At 67.2% G+C, this 22,553-nt stretch carries 21 protein-coding genes; 16 read left to right on the top strand and 5 right to left on the bottom strand.

Annotated elements, in window-relative coordinates:
• Positions 1-170: 170 nt before the first annotated feature.
• Positions 171-818: a M23 family metallopeptidase gene (locus K309_RS37680; protein WP_084402579.1), complete on the bottom strand. Its 648-nt coding sequence runs from the start codon at positions 816-818 to the stop codon at positions 171-173.
• Positions 819-966: 148 nt separating this feature from the next.
• Between K309_RS37680 and K309_RS0127985 the strand changes: the two genes are divergently transcribed.
• The gene (locus tag K309_RS0127985) at positions 967-1,281 is read left to right on the top strand and encodes a TFIIB-type zinc ribbon-containing protein (RefSeq protein WP_029049449.1); all 315 of its coding nucleotides are present in this window, start codon (positions 967-969) and stop codon (positions 1,279-1,281) included.
• Positions 1,282-1,337: 56 nt separating this feature from the next.
• Here K309_RS0127985 and K309_RS0127980 read toward each other — a convergent pair whose 3' ends face one another.
• Positions 1,338-2,984 carry a hypothetical protein gene (locus tag K309_RS0127980; RefSeq protein ID WP_035878498.1) on the bottom strand — a complete coding sequence of 549 codons (1,647 nt, stop codon included), beginning with the start codon at positions 2,982-2,984 and terminating at the stop codon, positions 1,338-1,340.
• Between the two features lie 168 nt (positions 2,985-3,152).
• On the opposite strand from K309_RS0127980, the gene blaOXA reads away from it, so the two are divergent.
• Complete coding sequence (gene blaOXA, locus K309_RS0127975; RefSeq protein ID WP_029049447.1) at positions 3,153-4,028, top strand: OXA-1206 family carbapenem-hydrolyzing class D beta-lactamase; 876 nt, start codon at positions 3,153-3,155, stop codon at positions 4,026-4,028.
• A 15-nt stretch (positions 4,029-4,043) separates the two neighbouring features.
• Here blaOXA and K309_RS0127970 read toward each other — a convergent pair whose 3' ends face one another.
• A complete protein-coding gene (locus K309_RS0127970; protein ID WP_029049446.1) occupies positions 4,044-4,385 on the bottom strand; it encodes a hypothetical protein in 342 nt (113 codons plus the stop codon).
• Between the two features lie 210 nt (positions 4,386-4,595).
• On the opposite strand from K309_RS0127970, the gene K309_RS0127965 reads away from it, so the two are divergent.
• The 7 genes from K309_RS0127965 (at position 4,596) to K309_RS0127935 (ending at position 13,801) form a co-directional block, all read left to right on the top strand.
• Positions 4,596-5,858 (top strand): ROK family protein, encoded by a 1,263-nt coding sequence (locus K309_RS0127965; protein ID WP_029049445.1) that lies wholly within the window; start codon positions 4,596-4,598, stop codon positions 5,856-5,858.
• Entirely contained in the window at positions 5,845-7,443 is a 1,599-nt protein-coding gene (locus K309_RS0127960) for a sugar ABC transporter ATP-binding protein (protein ID WP_232232514.1), read from the top strand. The genes K309_RS0127965 and K309_RS0127960 overlap by 14 nt, the downstream gene beginning before the upstream one ends.
• Before the next feature lie 142 nt (positions 7,444-7,585).
• Positions 7,586-8,617 (top strand): ABC transporter permease subunit, encoded by a 1,032-nt coding sequence (locus tag K309_RS0127955; RefSeq protein ID WP_029049443.1) that lies wholly within the window; start codon positions 7,586-7,588, stop codon positions 8,615-8,617.
• 26 nt (positions 8,618-8,643) lie between these two features.
• Positions 8,644-9,624: an ABC transporter substrate-binding protein gene (locus tag K309_RS0127950; RefSeq protein ID WP_084402578.1), complete on the top strand. Its 981-nt coding sequence runs from the start codon at positions 8,644-8,646 to the stop codon at positions 9,622-9,624.
• A 56-nt stretch (positions 9,625-9,680) separates the two neighbouring features.
• Positions 9,681-11,171 (top strand): glucose-6-phosphate dehydrogenase, encoded by a 1,491-nt coding sequence (gene zwf / locus K309_RS0127945; RefSeq protein WP_051320647.1) that lies wholly within the window; start codon positions 9,681-9,683, stop codon positions 11,169-11,171.
• Between the two features lie 11 nt (positions 11,172-11,182).
• A complete protein-coding gene (gene pgi, locus K309_RS0127940) occupies positions 11,183-12,823 on the top strand; it encodes a glucose-6-phosphate isomerase (RefSeq protein WP_029049440.1) in 1,641 nt (546 codons plus the stop codon).
• A 21-nt stretch (positions 12,824-12,844) separates the two neighbouring features.
• Positions 12,845-13,801: a carbohydrate kinase family protein gene (locus tag K309_RS0127935; RefSeq protein ID WP_029049439.1), complete on the top strand. Its 957-nt coding sequence runs from the start codon at positions 12,845-12,847 to the stop codon at positions 13,799-13,801.
• On the opposite strand, the gene K309_RS0127930 is transcribed toward K309_RS0127935, so the two are convergent.
• The gene (locus K309_RS0127930; RefSeq protein ID WP_029049438.1) at positions 13,758-14,471 is read right to left on the bottom strand and encodes a PA4824 family protein; all 714 of its coding nucleotides are present in this window, start codon (positions 14,469-14,471) and stop codon (positions 13,758-13,760) included. The genes K309_RS0127935 and K309_RS0127930 overlap by 44 nt on opposite strands.
• Positions 14,472-14,818: 347 nt before the next feature.
• The gene (locus K309_RS0127925; RefSeq protein ID WP_029049437.1) at positions 14,819-15,790 is read right to left on the bottom strand and encodes a Bug family tripartite tricarboxylate transporter substrate binding protein; all 972 of its coding nucleotides are present in this window, start codon (positions 15,788-15,790) and stop codon (positions 14,819-14,821) included.
• A 580-nt stretch (positions 15,791-16,370) separates the two neighbouring features.
• Between K309_RS0127925 and K309_RS0127920 the strand changes: the two genes are divergently transcribed.
• From K309_RS0127920 to K309_RS0127885, 7 genes are all read left to right on the top strand, one after another.
• Complete coding sequence (locus K309_RS0127920; protein WP_051320646.1) at positions 16,371-18,374, top strand: cytochrome-c peroxidase; 2,004 nt, start codon at positions 16,371-16,373, stop codon at positions 18,372-18,374.
• A 211-nt stretch (positions 18,375-18,585) separates the two neighbouring features.
• Positions 18,586-18,753: a hypothetical protein gene (locus K309_RS0127915; protein ID WP_198030868.1), complete on the top strand. Its 168-nt coding sequence runs from the start codon at positions 18,586-18,588 to the stop codon at positions 18,751-18,753.
• Between the two features lie 498 nt (positions 18,754-19,251).
• Positions 19,252-20,595 (top strand): nucleobase:cation symporter-2 family protein, encoded by a 1,344-nt coding sequence (locus tag K309_RS0127910; RefSeq protein WP_029049434.1) that lies wholly within the window; start codon positions 19,252-19,254, stop codon positions 20,593-20,595.
• 182 nt (positions 20,596-20,777) lie between these two features.
• Positions 20,778-20,936: a hypothetical protein gene (locus K309_RS41980; RefSeq protein ID WP_232232513.1), complete on the top strand. Its 159-nt coding sequence runs from the start codon at positions 20,778-20,780 to the stop codon at positions 20,934-20,936.
• Positions 20,937-21,047: 111 nt separating this feature from the next.
• Positions 21,048-21,428, top strand: coding sequence for a hypothetical protein (locus K309_RS0127895; RefSeq protein ID WP_029049433.1), 381 nt, complete (start codon positions 21,048-21,050; stop codon positions 21,426-21,428).
• A 9-nt stretch (positions 21,429-21,437) separates the two neighbouring features.
• On the top strand, positions 21,438-21,668 hold the full coding sequence (locus K309_RS0127890; RefSeq protein ID WP_029049432.1) for a YMGG-like glycine zipper-containing protein: 231 nt from the start codon (positions 21,438-21,440) through the stop codon (positions 21,666-21,668).
• Between the two features lie 264 nt (positions 21,669-21,932).
• A partial coding sequence (locus K309_RS0127885; protein WP_029049431.1) for a porin occupies positions 21,933-22,553 on the top strand: 621 nt, incomplete at its 3' end.

Here is a 22,553-nt window from a genome sequence, read left to right as displayed (position 1 = left end):
GCGGCCAGCGGCAACCAGTACTGGTGCCGGCGCTGTACCTCGTAGACGCCAGCGCCAACGTCATCTACAAGCACTTCGGCGAAGGCAACCATGCCCGGACCGAGGCGGCCATCCGGACGGCCCCGGCTGCCGCAAAGCCCCGGCCCTTCCGGCGCGCTCGCGGTGCCCGGCTAGCGCCGCGGCGCGCCCGCCGCCGCTGGCGCCTTCAGCAGCGGATACGGATTGATCGCGCCGCCGGCGGCATAGATGCCGTAGTGCAGGTGCGGCGGCGTGCCGCGGGCGTTGCCGGTTGTGCCGACATAGCCAAGCACCGTGCCCGGTGCAACGATATCGCCCGCGCGTATCGCCGCGTAGCCGTCGAGGTGCGCGTAGTAATGCATCTGCCGTCCCGGTCCCATGACCCAGACCACCTTGCCGCCGAGCGAATTGGTGCCGACGCGCGAGACGATGCCTTCCGTGGCCGACAGCACCTGCCGGCCGCGCGGCGCGAAGATGTCGATGCCCTCATGCTTGCGCCCGCCGGAGCGCGCGCCATGCCAGGTGTCGCGCAGCGCGCGCGCCGCGACGCCTTGCACCGGGACCGGCAGCGCCGTCGGCGCCGGGCGGGCCGCCAGCCGCGCCGCATAGATGGCGCGCTCCAGCTGGGGCTGCAGCCATGGCCATGCGACCCAGAGGATTACCGCCACCACCACCGCTCCGGCCAGGCGACCGGGCAGCGGCCGGCGGCGCGGCGCGTCGACGTACCGCGCCGATGCGGGCGAAGTGGGCGAAGTGGGCGGTTCCGGAGCCGGTCCGCGATGGGGATCGAATTGAGGCATATCCGCTTCGACGCCGGCGCAGCCGGCAAATTCCGCACGCCGCCACTGTGCCCTGCGCGTCACGGAACCTGCGGCTGGCGCACATCGGCGAACCATTGCCGGGCGGCCCGGTCTTACCTCGACTTATCGACAGCAACGAGGAGAAAGCATGGATTGTCCGGTGTGTCCGCAAACGCAACTGGTGATGTCCGAAAGGCAGGGCATCGAGATCGACTATTGCCCGAAGTGCCGCGGCGTCTGGCTGGACCGCGGTGAACTCGACAAGATCCTGGAGCGTTCCGTCGCCGCAGCGCCCGCGACGCAAGCCGCGGCGCCCGTCGCGCCGCCCCAGCAAAGCTACGGCGACAGGGACCGCGGCCACGAGTGGGGTCGCGCCCGTCATCATGACGGGGACCGCCATTACGACGAACGCCAGCAGAAGCACTATCGCAAGAAGAGCATCTGGCACGAGCTGTTCGACTGAACGCTGGCTGCGCGCAATACCGCGCATCACCATACCCAGGAACGCCGGCGGTCCCGCTATCCCTTGCGCCGCCGGCGCTTGACCTCCGCCGCCGCGTCGCGCAGTTCCGGCGGCAGCGCGCGGATCTCTGCCGCAAAGAACGCCCGCTCGGCCGCGCGCAGCGCCGGCAACTGCGCTGCCAGCCGCTCCACCGCCGCGCAGGCTTTCGCCGTTGCGCCTTGCTCGTGTGTCAGGTACCAGGCCGATTCCAGCAACAGGTTGGCAAGCTGCAACGGCCCCAGGCTGACATGGCCGGCGTCGTGGTCCTCCAGCGCAAAGGCGGCCACGGCTGACCAGCGCACAAAACCCTTGGCCGGCGCGAACGGCGCATGGAATGGACGCAACGCGTCGATGGCGTCCGCCACGGACAGCGGGCGCTGTCGGCGAAAGGCGGCCACGCTCTCCACGCCCTTGAGCTCGCCGGCCCCGGCATCGCCGGGCGCATCCGGCCCGCAGCTTCCGCGCGCGATGCGCAACAGGAAGATCGCGTTCCACGCGGTGCCGCCGCCCACCCCGAAGCGGTCGCAGATCCATTCCGACAACCCCAGCCAGCGCATCGCCTGCCGCTGCACCGCGCCCGCATCGAGCGCGCGGCCGGGATCGAGCAGCCCGTGGCGCCAGAACAGCCACAGGCACAGGCACAGGCCGATATTGGCCGCGGCATGCTGTACGGCGTCGACCGAATCGGCTTCGTAACCGGCTTGCAATGCTGCCGCGAAGGCATCGAGGGCACGCTGCGCCGACAGCGCCGGCGCAGCGTTGCCGGCGCCGGCCTTGCCCATCGCACCGGCCTTGTACAACAGCCCCTCCAGGTTCAGCACCTCGAAGCGCAGGCGCGGGTTGTAGCGCACCGCCGCGGACAGCTCCGGATCCGCGCGCAGCGCGGCCAGGCCCGCGCCGGCGCCATCCTGGTCGCCGCGCGTGTAGCGGGCCCAGGCGCGCACCACGTGTGCCATCGCCGCGAAGGTGGGCATGGCGGCGCCGGGGCTGCCTGCGCGGGCCAGCCGGTCAAAGCGGGCCAACGCGGCACGGCTCTGCTCAAGGCTGCCGCAGCGGCGCCAGGCGAGGCTCTCCTTCAGCAGCGACAGCGCCTGCTGGAACGGATCGCCGGCGCTACGCTGCGCCGCGCGGAACGCTTCGGCCACGGCGGTGCCGTGCGCGCCGGCGTAGCCGTCCTGCGCGCTGCGCATGGCCTGCGTCAGTTCGCTCCAGAAGGCCATGTCGCGCATCACGTAGGCGGCGCCATCCGGCATGCCGGACACTGGCGCCGCCGCCTCGCCAAAACCCAGCTGCCGCGCCAGCGCCGCCGGGCCCAGCGTGCGGCCGTGCGCGACGAAGCGCAGCCGCCGAGCCTGCGCCGCCGTCATCCAGAACGGTCCGCGGCTGCGCTGCGCTGGGTTGGCCGTCGCCGGATCGCGTTGCCGGTCCGCGCCCCAGCCCAGCGTCACGCCCCACCGGGCAAAGTCCGCGAAGGCGCGCGACACCAGCATGCGCAGGTTGGCGGCGGCCGGGAAGGCGCTGCGCACGGCCGCCGCTGTCACGTCACCGCCGCTGCGCTGCGCATGCCAGGCGCGCGCCAGCAGCCAGACCGACTGGAAGCGGGCGGGCTCGCCATTGACGCGATAGGGGGCGCAGACGTCGATGCAAAGCAAGGTGGCGGACATGGGCTGAAGCGGTAGCAGGCTGGGGCTCGGAGGCGGTGCAGCGCCGTCATGTTACGCAAGTTACAGCGTGCGCGGTTGGCGTGCGTGGGGCGCTCTCCTATGCTGCGCACCACGGTCCGGGCCCGGATTGCCACCAGAGATTTCTATCCAACCCAACGCGCTACTGCCATGCCTATCCGAATCGCCCGTTTGCTGTCCCCGATGGCCGTGGGACTCGCCCTGCTCTCTTCCGCGCTGCCCTCGACCGCCGCACCGCAAGCTGCACCGCCAGCCGCACCGCCAGCCGCACCAAAAACGGCTCCGCTCGATGCGGACGCGCTGTTCCGCCAGGCCGGCACCACCGGCACCATCGTCATCCATGACCTGCGCCGCGACCGCGTGCTGACCTACAACGCTGCGCGCGCTGCCACGCCGTACTCGCCTGCGTCGACCTTCAAGATCATGAACTCGCTGATCGGCCTGGACAGCGGCGCCGTGGCCGACATCGACCACGACAAGCTGCCGTGGGACGGCAAGGTCTGGCTGGTCGGCGGCAAGGCTGTCCTGCCCGAAGCCTGCAATGCCGACGTGCCGCTGCGCGTGGCCTTCCCCAACTCATGCGTGCCCGCCTACCAGGCGCTGGCGCGACGGGTCGGCAGCAAGGCCTACCAGCGCTACCTGACCGCCTCGCATTACGGCAATGCCGACAGCTCGGGGCCGGTCGACCGCTTCTGGCTCAATGGCAGGCTGCAGATCTCCGCCTACCAGCAAATCGATTTCCTCAAGGGGCTGGTGCAGCGCACGCTGCCGTTCTCGCCGGCCGCGTTCGATGGCGTGGACCGGCTGACGGTGATCGAACGCACCGCAGGCTATACGCTGCACGGCAAGACCGGCTGGGCCGATTCCGCGCAGCCGGCGGTGGGATGGCTGGTGGGGTGGGTGGAGCGCGGCGGCGACAACTACCTGTTCGCGCTCAATCTCGACCTGCTCAAGCCCGAGCACGCCAAGGCGCGGATGGAGATTGCGCGCGCGGCGCTGCGGCAGGCGGGGGCGCTGCCGGATTGAAGGGTACCTGACGCGCTACGGCACCGTCCCGCCGAGCTGCCGCAACAGCTTCTTCACGATTTCATCGTGCAGCGCCAGCGCGGCAGCGAGCGTCGGCGCGCCGTAGCTTTCGTTGTCCTCCTCGCCCATGCCAGTCACGCGGGTCACGAAGAGCCGCGCGTCGCCTGATGCCTGCGCCAGTCCGCGAAAGCGCGTGGTCACCACGCCGCCGCTTTCCTGCAGCAGCGTACGGCGGAACACCGGATCGTTCTCGGCCATCCAGCGTTCCCATTCCTCACGTGCCGCCTCCACCGGCCGGTTCTTCAAGTCCAGCACGAAGTAACGGCTCCAGTGGCCAGTTTCGGTGCGGGCCTTCATCGTTTCCCCTTCGGTAGTCCGGTCTCTACGCTAGCCAGCCAAGGACCTGCGCGCAAGCGAAGTGCTCCTTGAGCTACCTCACGGCAGCGACAACGCTTCATCCTGCGGGTTTTCCCGCGGTTGAGTTCTGATGCCGAGTATTCTTTAATTCAGTCTGAATTAATTAATACCGAGCCGGCGCCCCCGCGTCGGCCAGAGGACGGAGACAACATGACCGCATCCAAGGCAGGCCGTGGCGTGAATTCCGCCAGCCTGCGCCTGTACAACGAACGCGCGCTGCTGCTGGCGTTGCGCCGCGCCGGCGAGGCGTCGAAGGCCGATCTGGCGCGGATGGCGCAGCTGACCAACACCGCGGTCGGCAGCATCGTGCAAACCCTGGCCGACGAAGGCCTGGTCGAGCAGGCCGGCCGCCGCACCGACGGCCAGCGCGGGCAGCCTGCCAGCCTGATCCGGCTCAAGGCCAAAGGCGCCTTCGGCATTGGCGTGAGGCTCGACCGTGGCAGCATCGAGACCGTGATGGTGGACTTTGCCGGCGAGCTGCTCGCCAGCCAGGCTCACCAGCTGGTCCTGCCCCACCCCGAGCAGGCGCTGGCGCTGGTGCGGCGCGATATCGAGGCGATGCGCGCCCGGCTCGGCCCGGGCGAGCAGAAGCGGCTGCTGGGAATCGGCGTGGCGCAGCCCTACAACCTGGGAGCGTGGCTGCGCGAGCTGGACGTGCAAGGCGAGGACTTCCAGGCGAGCTTCCGCGCCTGGGACGAAGCCGACTTCGCCGCGATGCTCAATGCCGCCACCGGCCTGCCGGTGTTCGGTGAGAACGACGGCACCGCGGCCGCGGTGGCCGAGCTGTTCTACGGGCGCCACCATGCGCAGCATTTCCTCTACGTGTTCCTGGGGCCGGCCATCGGCGGCGGCGTGGTGCTCAATGGCGACTGCGTGCGCGGCGTTTCCGGCAATGCCGGCGATATCGCGATGATGCCGGTGCCGCCCAGCGCCCTGCCCTCCGCGCCGCCCCCCGGCGGCAAGCGCCGCGACCTGCTGCTGTCGCGGGCATCGCTCAACGCGCTGACGCGCCACCTGCGCTACCACGGCGTGACGGTCAACGGTCATGCCGACCTGCAGCGCCAGGCCGAGCTGGGCCACCCGGCGGTGGCGGAATGGATCGACGATTGCGTCGATGCGCTGGCGCCTGCGCTGCAATCGGCGCTGGCGGTGCTGGACGTGCCGCTGGTGATCTTCGACGCCGACATCGACGGTGGGCTGGTGCCGGCCCTGATCGAACGGCTGCAGCAGGCGCTGAACGACAGCGCCCCCGAAGCGCGCACGCCCGCCACCGTGGTGCGCGGCTGCTTCGGCGCCAATGCCGGCGCCGTCGGCGCCGCGTCGCTGCCGATGTTCATGAACTTCTCGCCGCGTGCCGAGCTGCTCAAGGGCGCCTCGGCCATTGTCCCGGAGGCCAGCCATGCCATGGTCTGAAGCATCGCGCACCCTGCCCACGCCGCAGCGCCCCCCTGACGCCGCCCCCGCTGCCGCGCCGCTGCTGGCGCTGCGCAATATCTCCAAGACCTTTCCCGGCGTGAAGGCGCTCAGCAACGTGCAGCTGACCGTCTACGCAGGCGAAGTCCATGCGCTGATGGGCGAGAACGGCGCCGGCAAGTCGACCCTGATGAAGATCCTGTCCGGCGCCTACACCGCCGATCCCGGCGCCGAGTGCCGCATCGCCGGCGAGCCGGTCCCTTTCGGCGGCCCGGCCGCGGCACGCGAGCACGGCATCGCGGTGATCTACCAGGAGCTGAGCCTGGCGCCGAACCTGAGCGTGGCCGAGAACATCTACCTCGGCCGTCACCTGCACCGCCGCGGAATGGTCGACCGGGCCGCCATGGCCAGCGCGTGCGAAGCCACGCTGGCACGGCTTGGTGCCGATTTCACGCCGGCCACGCCGGTGCACACGCTGTCGATCGCGCAGCGTCAGCTGGTCGAGATTGCGCGCGCGGTGCATTTCGAGACGCGCATCCTGGTGATGGACGAGCCCACCACGCCGCTGTCCACCCGCGAGACCGACCGCCTGTTCGCGCTGATCCGCCAGCTGCGCGCCGAAGGCATGGCGATCATCTACATCAGCCATCGCATGGCAGAGATCGACGAGCTGGCCGACCGCGTCACGGTGCTGCGCGACGGCTGCTTCGTCGGCACGCTGGAGCGCGACAACCTGACCCGGGCCGCGCTGGTCAAGATGATGGTGGGCCGCGACCTGTCCGGCTTCTACACCAAGACCCATGGCGAGACACGCCAGGGCGAAATCATGCTGTCGGTGCGCAATATGTCCGATGGCGGGCGCGTGCGGCCTTGCAGCTTCGACCTGCGCGCCGGCGAGGTGCTGGGGCTGGCAGGCCTGGTCGGCGCCGGCCGTACCGAGCTGGCGCGGCTGATCTTCGGCGCCGATGCGCGCAGCGATGGCGCGGTGTTCGTCGCCGGCACGCCGCTGGCGATCACCAGCCCGCGCCAGGCGATCGACGCCGGCATCGCCTACCTGACCGAGGACCGCAAGCTGCAGGGGCTGTTCCTGGACCAGAGCGTGCACGAGAACATCAACCTGATCGTGGCGGCCCGCGACGCGCTGCGCGGCGGCCGGCTCAACCGCGCCAGCGCCCGCCAGCGCACCACGCAGGCGATCCGCTCGCTCGGCATCCGCGTGGCGCACCCGCAAGTCAACGTGGGCGCGCTGTCGGGCGGCAACCAGCAGAAGGTGATGCTGTCGCGGCTGCTGGAAACGCGGCCGCGCGTGCTGATCCTGGATGAGCCGACGCGCGGCGTGGATATCGGCGCCAAGGCGGAGATCTACCGCCTGGTGGACGAACTCGCCCGCTCGGGCGTGGCCGTGCTGCTGATTTCCAGCGAGTTGCCTGAGGTGGTCGGCCTGTGCGACCGCGTGCTGGTGATGCGCGAAGGCGAGCTGGTCGGCGAAGTGGCCGGCTGTGCCGATGCCGCCGGCATGCAGGAACGGATCATTGCGCTGGCGACAGGCGCGGGTGGGGACATTCCACACACCACACTGCATTGACGAGGCCGGCGGTTTGCTCCCTCTCCTCCGCGAAGTGGGAGAGGGGAGCAAACAATCGGTTCGGCAGTCGCCAATCGCTAAAACATAAACGCACATAGGCACGTTGGCCCACGCAGGCACGACGTTCCGACAAGGAGACACCATGCGCAACCCCTTCCACCCCACCGCCCACGCCACCGCCGTGGTCGCTCCCTCCACCGGCCCCGCCCTGCCCGGCGCCGCCGGCCGCGCCACCACGCAGGAACGCCTGCGCGCGCTCGGCATGCTGCCGGTGCTGGTGCTGCTCTGCTTCGGCTTCACGCTGCTGACCGACAACTTCGCCAGCCTGCAGAACCTGTCGATCATCGCGCAGCAGGCATCGATCAACCTGGTGCTGGCGGCGGGCATGACCTTTGTGATCCTGACCGGCGGCATCGACCTGTCGGTGGGCTCGATCCTGTCGGTGTCCGCGGTGGTAGCGATGCTGGTCTCGCTGATGCCGCAGCTGGCGGCGCTGAGCGTGCCGGCGGCACTGCTGTGCGGGTTGCTGTTTGGCCTGGTCAACGGCGCGCTGATCGCCTTCATGAAACTGCCCCCCTTTATCGTGACGCTGGGCAGCCTGACCGCGGTGCGCGGACTGGCCCGGCTGGTGGGCAATGACAGCACCGTCTACAACCCCGACATCTCCTTTGCCTTCATCGGCAACGGCGACCTGCTGGGCGTGCCCTGGCTGGTGGTGATCGCGGCTGCGGTGGTGGCGGTGTCGTGGCTGGTGCTGCGCCGCACGGTGCTGGGCCTGCAGATCTACGCCGTCGGCGGCAACGCCGAAGCGGCGCGCCTGTCGGGCATCAAGGTCTGGGTGGTGCTGCTGTTCGTCTATGCCGTGTCGGGGCTGCTGTCGGGGCTGGGTGGCGTCATGTCGGCGTCGCGGCTGTACGCGGCCAACGGCCTGCAGCTGGGCCAGTCCTATGAGCTCGATGCCATCGCCGCGGTGATCCTGGGCGGCACCAGCTTCGTCGGCGGGGTCGGCTCGATTGCCGGCACGCTGGTGGGCGCGCTGATTATCGCGGTGCTGTCCAACGGGCTGATCCTGCTGGGCGTGTCGGATATCTGGCAATACATCATCAAGGGGCTGGTGATCATCGGCGCGGTGGCGCTGGACCGCTACCGGCAAAAGGGCTCGGCGCGGACCTGAGCAATGCACTGACAGGAGACAGACCGATGATCAAGCCCTTTCCCTTCCTCTGCGCCCTGGCGGCAAGCGCAATGGCCGCGCTCAGCGCGCTGCCGGCCGCCGCGCAGACGCCGTCGCAGCCTGCCGCACAAGCCCCGCAGCGCCAGCTCAAGAAGGTCGGCGTAACGCTGGGCTCGCTCGGCAACCCGTACTTCGTCGCGCTGGCGCGCGGCGCCGAAGCCGCGGCCCGGCAGGCCAATCCTGACGTCAAGGTCACCGTGCTGTCGGCGGACTATGACCTGAACAAGCAGTTCACCCATATCGACAGCTTTATCGTCGCCAAGGTCGACCTGATCCTGATCAACGCGGCCGATGCGCGCGCGATCGAGCCCGCGGTGCGCAAGGCGCGCAAGGCCGGCATCGTGGTGGTAGCTGTCGACGTGGCCGCCGCCGGTGCCGATGCCACGGTGCAGACCGACAACACCCAGGCCGGCGAACTGGCCTGCGGCTTTATCGCCGAGCGGCTCAAGGGGCGTGGCAACGTGATCATCCAGAACGGGCCGCCGGTGTCGGCGGTGCTCGATCGCGTCAAGGGCTGCAAGGCTGTGCTGGCGCGGCACCCCGACATCCGCATCCTGTCCGACGACCAGGACGCCAAGGGCTCGCGCGAGGGCGGACTGAACGTGATGCAGCTGTACCTGACGCGCTTTCCCAAGGTCGACGCGGTCTTCACCATCAACGATCCGCAGGCCGTGGGCGCGGACCTGGCAGCGCGCCAGCTGAACCGCCGCGGCATCCTGATCGCTTCGGTCGATGGCGCGCCCGATATCGAAGCCGCGCTCAAGGCCGATACGCTGGTGCAGGCCTCGGCCAGCCAGGACCCGTGGGCCATCGCCCGCACGGCGGTGCAACTGGGCGTCGGCATGATGAACGGCCAGCGTCCCGCCATCCCGACCGTGCTGCTGCCGTCGACGCTGGTGACGCGCGCCAACGTCGGCCAGTACAAGGGCTGGGCCACGCCGCGATGAGCGACAGGCCCGCCACCTTTCCAATCTCTTTGCCGAACGCACCGTTTCTTCCCGATATGATGGACAGCCTTTCCGCCGCGGCTCCGGCCGCTGCCCACGCGCCCGAATTCGACTTCGTCCTGTTCGGCGCCACCGGCGACCTGGCGCGGCGCAAGCTGCTGCCGGCGCTGTTCGACGCGCACGCCGCCGGGGCGCTGCACGCGCGCGGGCGCATCCTGGCGCTGGGCAGCCAGCCGCTGTCGCACGACGCCTACGTGGCCATGCTGAACGACGAGGTGCTGCCGGCGCTGGCCGGCAACGTATCGGCGTGGCAAGGCTTCCTGGACCGTATCGTCTACCTGCAGGTGGATGCCAACGCCGATGCCGGCTTCGACGCGCTGGCCGAACTGGTCAACGCCCGCGCCGCGCCGGTGGTGGTGTGTTACCTGGCGACGGCACCACACCTGTTCGCCACTATCTGCGCCCAGCTGGCGCGCGTGGGGCTGGCCGGCGAGCGCAGCCGGGTGGTACTGGAGAAGCCGCTGGGCCATGACCTGGCTTCGTCCGAGGCCATCAACGCCGAAGTGGCGCGGCATTTCGCCGAGGACCGCATCTACCGCATCGACCACTACCTCGGCAAGGAGTCGGTGCAGAACCTGATGGCGATGCGCTTCGGCAACGTGCTGTTCGAGCCGCTGTGGCGGCGCGAATGGGTGCGGCAGGTGCAGATCACCATTGCCGAGGAGCTGGGCGTGGAGCGCCGCGGCGGCTTCTACGACGGCATCGGCGCGCTGCGCGACATGGTGCAGAACCACCTGCTGCAGCTGCTGTGCATGGTGGCGATGGAGCCGCCCACCAGCCTGTCGGAAGACGCCATCCGCGACGAGAAGCTCAAGATCCTGAAGGCGCTGCGCCCGATCCGCACCGAGGACGTGGCCGAGAAAGTGGTACGCGGCCAGTATTGCCGTGGCGCCGCGGGCGGCAACCCGGTGCCCGGCTACGCCAGCGAGCCTGGCATTGCCCCCGACAGCCGCACCGAAACCTTCGTCGCCATCCGCGCCGAGATCGCCAACTGGCGCTGGGCCGGCGTGCCGTTCTACCTGCGTACCGGCAAGCGCATGCAGTCGCGCGTGGCGGAGATCGTGATCCATTTCCATGACGTGCCGTACCCCCTGTTCCCGCATCCGCTGGGCACCATGGCCGGCAACCGGCTGGTGATCACGCTGCAGCCGGAGGAGAGCATCCGCCTCTATTTCCTGACCAAGCAGCCGGGCGACACGCAGGCACTGCAGCCCGCCTCGCTCGACCTGCAGCTGAACAGCGCCGCGCCGCGCGTGCGGCGCGTGGGCGCTTATGAGCGGCTGCTGCTCGACGTGATCCGCGGCCGGCTGGGCCTTTTCGTGCGCCGCGACGAGCAGGTGCAGGCATGGCGCTGGGTCGCGCCGATCCTGCAGGCGTGGGAGAACACCACCGCGCCGCCCAAGCCATATACCGCCGGCACCTGGGGCCCGGCGGCCTCCAGCGCCCTGCTGTCGCGCGACGGCCAGGCCTGGCACGAAGAAATGTAGGAGCCATCGACATGACCACCACCCTTCCCGCCTGGCAAGCGCTGCGCGCCCATGCCGAGACGATGCACCACACCCATATGCGCGACTGGTTCGACGGCCCGCATGGCCTGGCGCGTGCCGACCGCTTCATCGCCGAGGCGTGCGGCCTGACGCTCGACTACGCCAAGAACCGGATCACCGGCGAGACGCTGCAACTGCTGCTCGACCTGGCGGCACAGGCACGCGTGTGCGAGCGGCGCGATGCCATGTTTGCCGGCGAGCCGGTCAATACCACCGAGCACCGCGCCGCGCTGCATGTCGCGCTGCGCGCTTACCCCGAGGACGGCTACCGCGCGCTTGGCATGCCGGTAGGCGAGGACGTCGCCGCGGTGCTGGGCCAGATGGAACGATTTGCCGATGCCGTGCGCAGCGGTGCGTGGACCGGCTTTGACGGCCGCGCGATCACCGATGTGGTCAACATCGGCATCGGCGGCTCTGACCTGGGGCCGCGCATGGTGTGCCGTGCACTGGCGAGCGCCGGCAGCGCCGGGCCGCGCATGCATTTCGTCGCCAATGTCGACGGCAGCGACCTGGCGCGCACGCTGGCGCCGCTGGACGCCGCCACCACGCTGGTGATCGTCTGCTCCAAGACCTTCACCACGCTGGAAACCATGGCCAATGCCGGCACCGCGCGCGACTGGTTCGTGCAGCAGGGTGCGTCGCGCGCGGACCTGGCGCGCCATTTCGTGGCGGTCTCGACCAACCGCGACGCGGTGGCCGCGTTCGGCATCGATCCGGCCAATATGTTCCCGTTCTGGGACTGGGTGGGCGGTCGCTTTTCGCTGTGGTCGGCGGTGGGCCTGTCGATCGCGGTGGCAGTGGGCTTCGCGCGCTTCCGCAAACTGCTCGACGGCGCGCGCGCGATGGACCTGCATTTCGCCAGCGCACCGGCAGCGCAGAACCTGCCGATGCTGCTGGGGCTGCTCGATGTCTGGTACCGCAGCTTCCTCGGCGCCGGCAGCCGCTGCGTGGCCCCCTACTGCGAACCGCTGGAACTGTTGCCTGCTTTCCTGCAGCAGCTGGAGATGGAAAGCAATGGCAAGTCGGTACGGCTCGACGGCGGCAGCATCCAGGCGGGCTCGGCCCCGGTGGTGTGGGGCACGACCGGCACCAACGGCCAGCACGCCTATTTCCAGATGATGCACCAGGGCTCGCAGCTGGTGCCGGTAGACTTCATCGCCACGCTGGAGCCGGTCAGCGACCTGCCCGGGCACCATACCAAGCTGCTGGCCAACTGCTTCGCGCAGGGCGAGGCGCTGCTGCGCGGCCGCACTGCGGCAGAAGTGCGGTCAGAAGGCGTCAGCGATGAAGCGCTGGTGCCGCACCTGGTGTTCGAAGGCAACCGGCCCAGCAATACGCTGCTGCTGCGGCGGCTGGATCCGTGGCACCTTGGTGCGCTGCTCGCCCTGGCCGAGCACCGGACCTTCGTGCAGGGCGCGCTGTGGCAGATCAATTCCTTCGACCAGTGGGGCGTGGAACTGGGCAAGAAGCTGGCCGCACCGATCCAGCGCGAGCTGGAAGGCACCGCGGCCGCGGCCCCGCACGATGCATCAACCGCCGCCCTGATCCGCCGCGCGCAGGCAGCTCAGTCCGCGCAAAGCGCCGCTGCCTGAGTTTTCCGCCGGAGACAACCGATGTCCACGCCTACCTCCCTGCCCCGCTACGTCGTCTTTGGCGAAGCCCTGACCGACATGGTGCGCCAGCCCGACGGCAGCTGGCTTGGCCTGCCTGGCGGCTCATGCTGGAACGTGGCGCGCACCGGCGCGCGGCTGGGCATTGCCACCGCGTTCGCCGGCGCCGTCAGCCAGGACCTGTTCGGCGACGACCTCGCGCACGCCAGCGCCACGGCCGGGCTCGATGCGCGTTTCCTGCAGCGCGTGCCGCGCTCGCCGTTCCTTGCCTTCGTTGCCTCGCGCCATCCGCCGCAGTATTTCTTTGTCGGCGACGACAGCGCCGACCTGCACTTCGATCCCGCCGCGCTGCCTGCCGGCTGGCGCCAGGCTGCGGAAGTGGTGCATTTCGGCTCGATCAGCCTGGTGCGCCAGCCGCTGGCCGCACGGCTGTGCGAAGAGGCCACCCAGGCCGCTCAGGCCGGCAAGCGCATCGCCTTCGATCCCAATTTTCGCGACCTGATGCGCACACCGGACTACGCCGCGGTGCTGTCGCATATGCTGCGCCTCGCCAGCTACGTCAAGATCTCCGACGAAGACCTGGCAGGACTGTTTCCCAGCCTCGACACCTCCACTGCACTCGCGCAGGTACGCGCCATGGCGCCCGACGCTACCGTGATGCTGACGCGCGGTGCCCAGGGCATGACGCTGTTCAAAGGCAGCGCCAGCATCGAACAGCCTGCGCTGCGTGTAGAGGTCGCCGACACGGTCGGCTGCGGCGATGCCGCGATGGGTGGGTGGATGGCCGGTGTGTTGTCGGGCGCCGCGCACGATCTGGCGGCGCAGGCGCGGCTTGCTGCGGCTGCCGCGGCGGTCGCCGCGACGCGGGCCGGGGCGTATCCGCCGTCGCGCGAGGAAGTCGAGGCGTTGCAGAACGCTACGGCAAGAACGCCGGCGGCAACAAGCGCAGCCCGATCGTAAAAAACCGCTCGCCGGTCCCGCCGCCGAACACATTGCCATAGGTGGTGTCGACCTGAACCCGGTCCCGCACGACCCAGAAACGCAGACCCGCCTGGAACGATGGCTTGCCGCGATTCTCGCCGAAGGTCTCGGCCACGATGGCCACGCGCGCATGCACCTGGGTCTCCGTGCCTACACCCCATGTCATGCGCGTCTGCTTCGCTTCGGTATCGCGGTTGGCACCAACGTTGAGGTGCGCCAGGAAGCGGTCTTCAGCAAACGAGAACGACATCGGCACATTGACATAGACGTTGCCAAACAGCTTGCGCTGCTCCGCGGTCGGATGGTGGATCACGCCAGCCGTAAAGGCGACACCGTAGCCGCCGGTTTCCAGCGGCCGCAGCAGCGTCTTGCCCTGGAACTGCACGTTGGTGAAATCCGTGCCGCCGTCCACGCGCTGCAGCGAGCCGCCCAGTGTCAGTTCGAGATTTCCGGTCGGATTGCAGCCCGGCAACGCCCAGAACTCATTGCCAGCGGACTGGAGCTGCATCCACGATTCAAGCTGGCAGGATTTGGGATCGACAATGCGGGCATCGTCGGTGATCAGCGGCCGCGCGGCGAGCGCGGGTCGGCAGGCTGCGGCCAGCAAGGCCACCGCGACGAGACGGACAAAGACATGGTGCCATGCCATGGCAACCCTCCTGGACACATGCGGGGACACGGCCGACGACGATACACGACGGTCGTGACACGATTTCGATGGACAGGAAAGGGGCGCCGCCGGCTCAGCGACAGCGCGCGCACGCTGCACGCGCGCTCACCGGGATTGACGTCGATGGAAACCTGCAGCCGGCGATGCCGCGCCTGCAGCCTCAGACTGCAGTTGCTCAGCGCGCCATGGCGGCCCGGGGCGATCCCCTTCCGCGAGAATGACTGGAACAACTGTCCACGGATAGCTCCGTTTATCAGAACCGGGCGCAGTGTAGTGCCTGCGCCGGAAGGGGGTCAACCCACATGCGCCACGGATTTCGTGGCCGCTCAGGAACCCGCCTTGTAGTTGGTTTCCTTGACAATGCGGGCCCAACGCGCCGTATCTTCGGCGATGGTGGTGGCGAACTGCTCCGGCGTGCTGCCGACCGCCTCGTAGTCGATCGCCGCGAGCTTCTCCTTGATCTCTGGCAGCGCGACGATGCGCGTTACCTCCTGGTTCAGCCGGTTGATGATCTCCTTGGGCGTCCCCGCAGGCGCCAGCAGGCCGGCCCACGAGTTGAACACCATGCCGTCGAAGCCCGCCTCCTGCATGGTCGGCACCTGCGGCAGCGCCGGCGACCGTTTGGCGGAGAACACCGCCAGCGGACGCAGCTTGCCCGCCTTGATCATCGCCATCGAGTTGAACGGATCGATGGTCATATCGACCTCGCCCGACACCACCGCCTGCATCTGCGGACCGGTACCCTTGTACGAGGCGCTGACGACATCGGGGATGCCCGCGTTCGCCTTGAAGCTCGCGCCGATCAGCTCGATCATGCTGCTGCCTGCCGACAGGCTCAGCGGCCGGGTCTTGGACTTGGCCAGCGCCACGAACTCCTGCACCGTCCTGGCCGGCACCGACGGGTGCACCACCATCACGAAGCCGATATTGCTGATCAGCGAGATCGGCGCAAAGCTCTTCAGCGGCTCGTAGCCGGCCTTGTACAACAGCGGGCTGAGTGTCTGCGCGCCGGCCGTGTTGAGCAGCAGCGTGTAGCCGTCCGGCGCCGCGCGCGCAACGATATCGGTGCCGATGATGCCGTTGGCACCGGGCCGGTTCTCCACCACCACCGACTGCTTCAGTGCTTCACCCAGCTTCTGCGAGATCAGCCGCGCCACCACATCCGTGGCGCCACCGGGCGAAAACGGTACCACCATGCGGATCGGCTTGCTGGGATAGGTGTCGCTCCAGGCCAGCGTGGGCAGGGTGCCCAGCACGGCGGCGCATAGCAGCACGCGGCGGCGCAGGTTGAGGGTCATGGGGCTGTCTCCGGTTTGCGGGCTGTGCCAGCAGATCGCATGGCTCCGCCGTTATTCACAATAATAAATCTGATTTTATCCCCATGAATTTCATCGTCAACTGAGGGTATGTACGGACAACGTTGACGACCCCTAATGGCTGACGCGGCATGAGGCGCGCCGCAGGCTACGCAAAAACCTTGCCATGTATGTCTGATTCAAGCTGGGTGTCTGTTACCACTCCCAGTTTGAATCCCATCGCGCTGGCCATCGCAACGATCTCGCAGCGCCAGGCAACTCCCCGTCTCGCCTTTTGCGACAACGTTTTCCGGCGCAGGACCATGCCTTGCCAGTGAGCTGGCGAGCGTTTCAATTGGCTAACAAAGTTATGTGCGGTACCGCACATAACGCAATCCATGGAACATCCCGCGGCCCCTAAAAATTAATAGCGACGGATCCCCCCGGCGGCCTCTTGCAGGCTGCATGCCAATGCCGGAGAGACCGACAGCAATGCTGGCAGGAGGCGGTCAGTTGAGGAAGGGAACCACGACACGGCCGCTCGAATTCATGGGGTGCAATTGCCTACGGTGAGGGGAGAGATATGCTCAACAATGACAACAGCAATGGCCTAGCCAGGCCAATGCTAATGGCTGCCATCCTGGCTGCCGCACTAAGCCTGACGTCGCGGACACCGCACGCCCAGGTGGTAGATCCATTGGCGGGTCTGCGTTCGCTCAAGACCGTTACGGTTCCGGGTCCGCCCGCCGAAGTCCTGGACGAGTTCGTCAAGGACAAGGCGGCCGCCATCCAGCTCGGCAAGGCGCTGTTCTGGGACATGAAGGTGGGCAGCGACAACAAGACCTCTTGCGCAAGCTGCCACTTCCATGCCGGTGTCGACAACCGCATCACGAACCAGCTGTCTCCAGGCCTGCTGGGCGGCGATAAAACTTTCCAGCTCGGCCGGCCGAACTACACCTTCAGGCCGGAAGACTTCGGATTCACCAAGCATGTGGATGTGAACCAGTCGCAGCCGCAACTCTCGAACGTCAACGAGGTTTCCGGCTCGCAAGGGGTGTTCACGGCGAACTTCGTTGAATCCGGTACAGGCAGCACGGGCGATGCCTGCGCCAATGTTTCCGACGACATCTTCCACGGCGGTACGGGCTTCAACATCAACGGCATCAACACTCGCCAGGTGACCGGACGCAACACTCCCTCTGTCATCAATGCGGTATTCAATTTCCGCAACTTCTGGGACGGGCGCGCCAACAACATGTACAACGGCGGCGACCCATTTGGCATGCGCAATCCGGAAGCCCTGGTGTGGAAGAATGAGGGCGGCGTGGTGAAGCAAGCCAAGTTGGCCATTCCAGGCGCCTCCCTGGCGTCGCAAAGTGACGGCCCTCCCCTGAGTTCGGTCGAAATGAGTTGCAATGGACGGTCATTCATGAAGCTCGGCAAGAAGCTGCTTGGCCAGCGGCCGTTGTCCGGCCAGGTCATCGCGGCTGACGACAGCGTGCTTGGCCCGCTGGTGTTACTGCGCAGCAAGGATCAGGTACCGACCTACTCCGAGATGATCAAGAAGGCGTTCCGCTCCGAGTACTGGAACTCGCCGACGCTGTTGAAGATGTCGGGTGCGGATGAGGCGAAGTTCGCCTCGATGGATCTGTTGCCTCCGCGCCAGTTCAAGCGCAGTACCGGGAAATTCGAGGTAAGCCAGATGGAGGCCAACTTTGCGCTCTTCTTCGGCCTCGCCGTTCATCTTTACGAATCCACCCTGATTGCCGACGACACGCCGGTGGACCGTTACCTCGAGGGCCAGACCACAGCCCTGAATGAGCAGCAGTTGCGCGGCGCCAGAGTCTTCACCGGGGCCGGGCGTTGCGGCTTCTGTCACTCGGGTTCTGAATTCACTGCCGCCTCATTCTCCAGCGTGACCAGGCAGCGGCTCAGGCGGATGCCGATGGGGGATGGGCTGGAAGCTGTCTATGACAACGGCTTCTACAACATCGGCGTGCAACCGACCACAGAAGATCTCGGTGTAGGCGGCACAGATCCGTTCGGCAATCCGCTCTCTGAAACGCGGATGGCGCAGCAGGGCAAGACCCATTTGCTGGGCAACGGCTTCGATACCGCTAAGGAGACGGCAGTCGACCCAACCCAGCGTGTGGCTGTTGACGGTGCCTTCAAGACGCCAGGTCTGCGCAATCTGGAGTATACCGGCCCGTATTTCCATAATGGCGGCAAATCTACCCTGATGCAGGTGGTCGACTTCTACAACCGCGGCGGGGATTTCGCGGACGTGAACAGGGCTAATCTGGATCGTGGCATCGCACCGCTCGGCCTGACGGAGCAGCAAAAGTTAGACCTGGTGGCTTTTCTGCTTGCCCTGGGTGATGACCGCGTGCGCTATCGCAAAGCGCCGTTCGACCACCCCTCGCTGTGCTTCCCCCAAGGGCATAAGGTCAACGGTACCGGAGGCTTGGAGCAAGACGGAACCACAGGGAACGGCGTGGACAACACGGAATGTATAGGCGCGGTCGGTGCGGGCGGCGCGAGCAGCGGCCTCACGCCGTTCCTCAATCTCGATCCGTTCCAACGCTAGCGGAGAGCGCTGATAGCGGGGTCCATCCCGTGGGTTGGGGCGGGATGGACTGCTGTCAGACGGACGCCGACGCGGCTATCAGTGCCGAACGGGGATCGGCGAGCGCGGCGCTTTCGTATGCTTCCTCTAACGGGAGCCGCGCCGCTCAACTGCCGTGAATGACTGCAGTCGGCGGCCAGCCCGACCGTCGCGAAAGCGCATGGAGCCCATCGTGCAGATCACCAGCTATCGGCCAGCCGACGCCGTACCCCGCTCCTTCCCCGGCAAGCATCCGCATCGCGCCACGCGGGTAGCAGACGACTTCCTGCTGCTGGCATTGTGGACGCTTCTGTCGCTCACATGCTGCGCCGCCGCCATGGCGGTGGCGGACGTGCTCTGAGCAGCCGGCCTGCGACAACAGCGGCAAGCAAGCCTTGACTCTCCGGGCCGGACCATTGTCGACACAGATTGTCGTAGCAGGATCTGCAATGCCGCGATGCCGGCAAAGCGGCGCTGACATTGTCACTGGAGATATATGTCGGCGCCGATTATCCACGCCGATTATTCATTCTACAGGAAAGACTGCCGGAATTGCCCGCCGCAGTCACTCGCGATTACCGTCTCCCTTCAACAAGAGCCCGCTTCCGTTATTATCGGCCGACAAAATATTGCCGGACGAAGCTTATATACACCATTTCGCAACCCAATAGCATCACGGCGCCAGAATAATCAAACGGATTGATTTTTCATTTACTTTCCGGATAGCATGCCGGGCGCGCCGCGGAAGCCGCTTCGATGCTTCCGCGCTCACGCATTGCCCCTCCCGGCGGCAAATGCCGGCCGGCCCGGAACAAACGAAAAAGGTGGAAAGATCCACCCGCATAAACAGGAGACGTTAATGGCACCTTTGCTGTTCAAGGTGGAAGACCGTCCGCCGCGCATCACAACCGTGCTGCTGGCGCTTCAGCATTTGCTCGCCGCTCTCGGCGGCATTATTGCGGTGCCGCTGGTGATAGGCGGGGCATTAAAGCTGCCGACCGTGGAAATCATTGCGCTGGTGAATGCCGCCTTGATCGGCTCGGGTGTGGTGACCATTATCCAGTGCAAGGGCGTGGGGCCGGTCGGCATTCGCCTGCCGTGCGTGATGGGCACCAGCTTTTCCTTCGTCGGCGCCGCCATCAGCGTTGGCGCCGAGCACGGCGTCGCCGGCATCCTGGGCTCGGCGCTGGTCGGTTCTCTGCTGATGATCGTCGGCAGCCATTTCATGCCGACCATCCGCAAGCTCTTCCCCCATACCGTCACCAGCGTCGTCGTCACCATGATCGGCCTGTCGCTGATCCCGGTCGCGGTGGACTGGGCCGCCGGTGGCCGCGGCAGCCCGCAATATGGCGCGGTCGGCAACCTGGCGATTGCGGCCTTCGTGCTGGCGCTGGTGATCGCGATGGTGCAGTGGGGCAAGGGCATGATCTCGGCTTCGGCCATCGTCATCGGCATCCTCGGCGGCTACGTGCTTTGCCTGGCGCTGGGGCTGGTCGATTTCACGCAGATGCGCAATGCGCCTGTGCTGGCGCTGCCGCAACCGCTGCATTTCGGCTTGTCGTTCCCGGTGTCGGGCATCGTTGCGATGGCGATTGCCTACCTGGTCACGACGGTGGAATCCACCGGCACCTTCATGGCATTGGGCTCGGCCACGCAGACGCCGATCACCGGCAACAAGCTGTCGCGCGGCATCCTGTGCGACGGTTTCGGCTCCGCCTTTGCCGCGCTGATCTCGAGCCCGCCGCTGTCGACCTTCGCGCAGAACGTCGGCGTGGTGTCGCTCACCGGCGTTGCCAGCCGCCACGTGGTGGCGCTGACCGGCGTGATGCTGCTGCTGGCCGGGCTGTTCCCGGTGCTGGGCGCGCTGGTGGTGACGATTCCCCAGCCTGTGCTCGGCGGCGCCGGCCTGATGATGTTCGCGATGATCGTCTCGGGCGGTATCAACATGCTGAGCCGGATCGAATTCACGCAGCGCAATACGCTGATCGTGGCCGTGTCGATCGGGTGCGGACTGGCGGTGACCTTCCGGCCGGAGCTGCTGTCGAAGCTGCCGCTGTTCGTGCAGGAAGTATTCGGCTCGGGTATCTCGGTTGGATCGCTGGTGGCAGTGACGCTGAACCTGGTGCTGCCGGGTGGCAAGGCTGAACATGCCGAGGAGGGGCAGCACGCGGAGGTGGCGCAGGCTTCGGGCGAACTGGCCTGAACGCGTCAGTCCGGCGGAGGTTCCGCCAATCGTCAACAGGACGCCAGCCACCACCACGCGGCCGTGCGTGCGGCAAATCTCTGTCAGGCCGGCGCGTTCGTGGCCCGTCGCCGCAGCGGCGGCTCGCGGGCCAGCTCCGTGGTGGCCGGATCGTTGACCAGCACCGGGTAGCGGCGGTCGTAGTGCACCTCGGCACTGGCTGCGAGCCGCGCCACAACGCGGTACGCAGTCCCGCGGCGCAGTGTTTCACCGACTGCCTGCTGCAGGAGATCCGGGGCCGCGCGCGCTCGGCGGCGCAAAAGGACAGTGAGTTGTTCGAAGAGCTGGACGTGTTGTACTGAAGCGTCAGGCGCGCCCAGCAGACACGGTGGCCCTGCAGACACCATACAGAGACTAATATGAAGAAACGCACCCGCCCCGTGGGGTAGCGGCAACCGCTGAGGGAGACTGCAATGGCGAGAAGACTGAGCCGGCTCGCAGTGATGGCTGCGGCACTGATGACGTTGACATTGGCGACTGGCTCCCGCGCGGATGAAGTCCCGCTGATCACCGGCAAGCAGTGGACAGATTCCTCCGAACAGACAAAAAAAGCCTACCTCGTAGGCATTGCCAATGTGGTCCAGGTCGATATCGCCTATCACGAAGGCAAGCCGCCGCCTGACTCGCAAAGCATCGTTCCGCGCTTTGCAAGAGGGCTCAGGGGCCATTCGCTCGACTCGGTGCGCCAGGGCGTGGATCGCTGGTACGCGACACATCCTGACCAGTTGCAGCGGCCGGTCATTGAAACGATCTGGTTCGAAATGGTTGTTCCCGGTCTGCAGACCAAGAAGTAAGGTGACGCCATGAAACGACTCCAACTGATTGGTGCGGCGCTGGTCGTCGCAGGTGCTGCCGGATGCACGAATATGACACCGCAGCAGCAAGGCACCGTGACCGGTGCCGGCATCGGCGCCGCCGCGGGTGCGGGCATTGCGGCCATAGCGGGAGGTAGCGGCTGGACCGGCGCGGCGATCGGCGCCGTGGCTGGCGGCGTAGCGGGCAACATCAAGGGCAGCAAGCAGCAGCAGTGGTAAGTCGCCCTGGCGCCCTGCCTGCGCCCATCGCGTTCAAGCCCGTTCCCCTGCCAGCTCTTGATGGCGCCCGGCCGGCGACTGTCGCAATTAGCCGACATTACTGTGTGTTTCCCACGGCTTCCGGTCATCGGTTGCTGGCGGGAAACGGGCTGCGCTCCTAAGCTCGAACGGTTGTCCGGCAGCATGCTGCAAGGTCCGGCATGCAAAGCATGAAGTTGTGGCTGCACCCAAGAAAAGAGAGAAGAGAGGAGAGAGGAGAACAGCATGTCACTGAAAAGGACGGCCCTGGCGTCTCTGCTGGGATGGCCGCTGGCGACCCTTGCGCAGTCAAGCGTCACGCTGTACGGCGTGATCGACGCCAACCTGGAATACGTCAACCACGCGGGCGTCGTGCCGACGGCCGCCAACGGATTCAACCCGGGACAGGGCAACGATGCCTACCGGCTGACTTCCGGCGGACTCTCCGGCTCGCGCTGGGGCTTGCGCGGCAACGAAGACCTTGGTGGCGGCATCAAGGCTCTCTTCGTGCTCGAAAGCGGCTTCGGCATCGACAACGGCTTGTCGCAGCAAAGCGGCCGGCTGTTCGGCCGCCAGGCATACGTGGGCGTCCAAAGCGACCGTTTCGGCCAGGTCAGCCTTGGCCGGCAATACACCTCGATGTTCGAGGCGCTGGCCAACTTCTCTCCGACCGCCTATGCCACACAGTATGAGCCGGTCGTCATGCAATCCGGGCCCAACTACCGCGCGGACAACACCGTCAAGTACTCCGGGAAGTTCGGGGGACTGACGGCGCTCGCGCACTGGTCCTTCGGCGTCGGGGTTGCCTTGCCCGCCTCGGTAGGATTCCCCATTCCGATCGGCGGCAATGGCGAAGTCCCCGGGCAG

Origin of the sequence: Cupriavidus phytohabitans, from assembly GCF_000426345.1 — a bacterium.
Classification (GTDB): domain Bacteria; phylum Pseudomonadota; class Gammaproteobacteria; order Burkholderiales; family Burkholderiaceae; genus Cupriavidus.
This window is presented reverse-complemented; position numbering and strand designations above follow the sequence as displayed.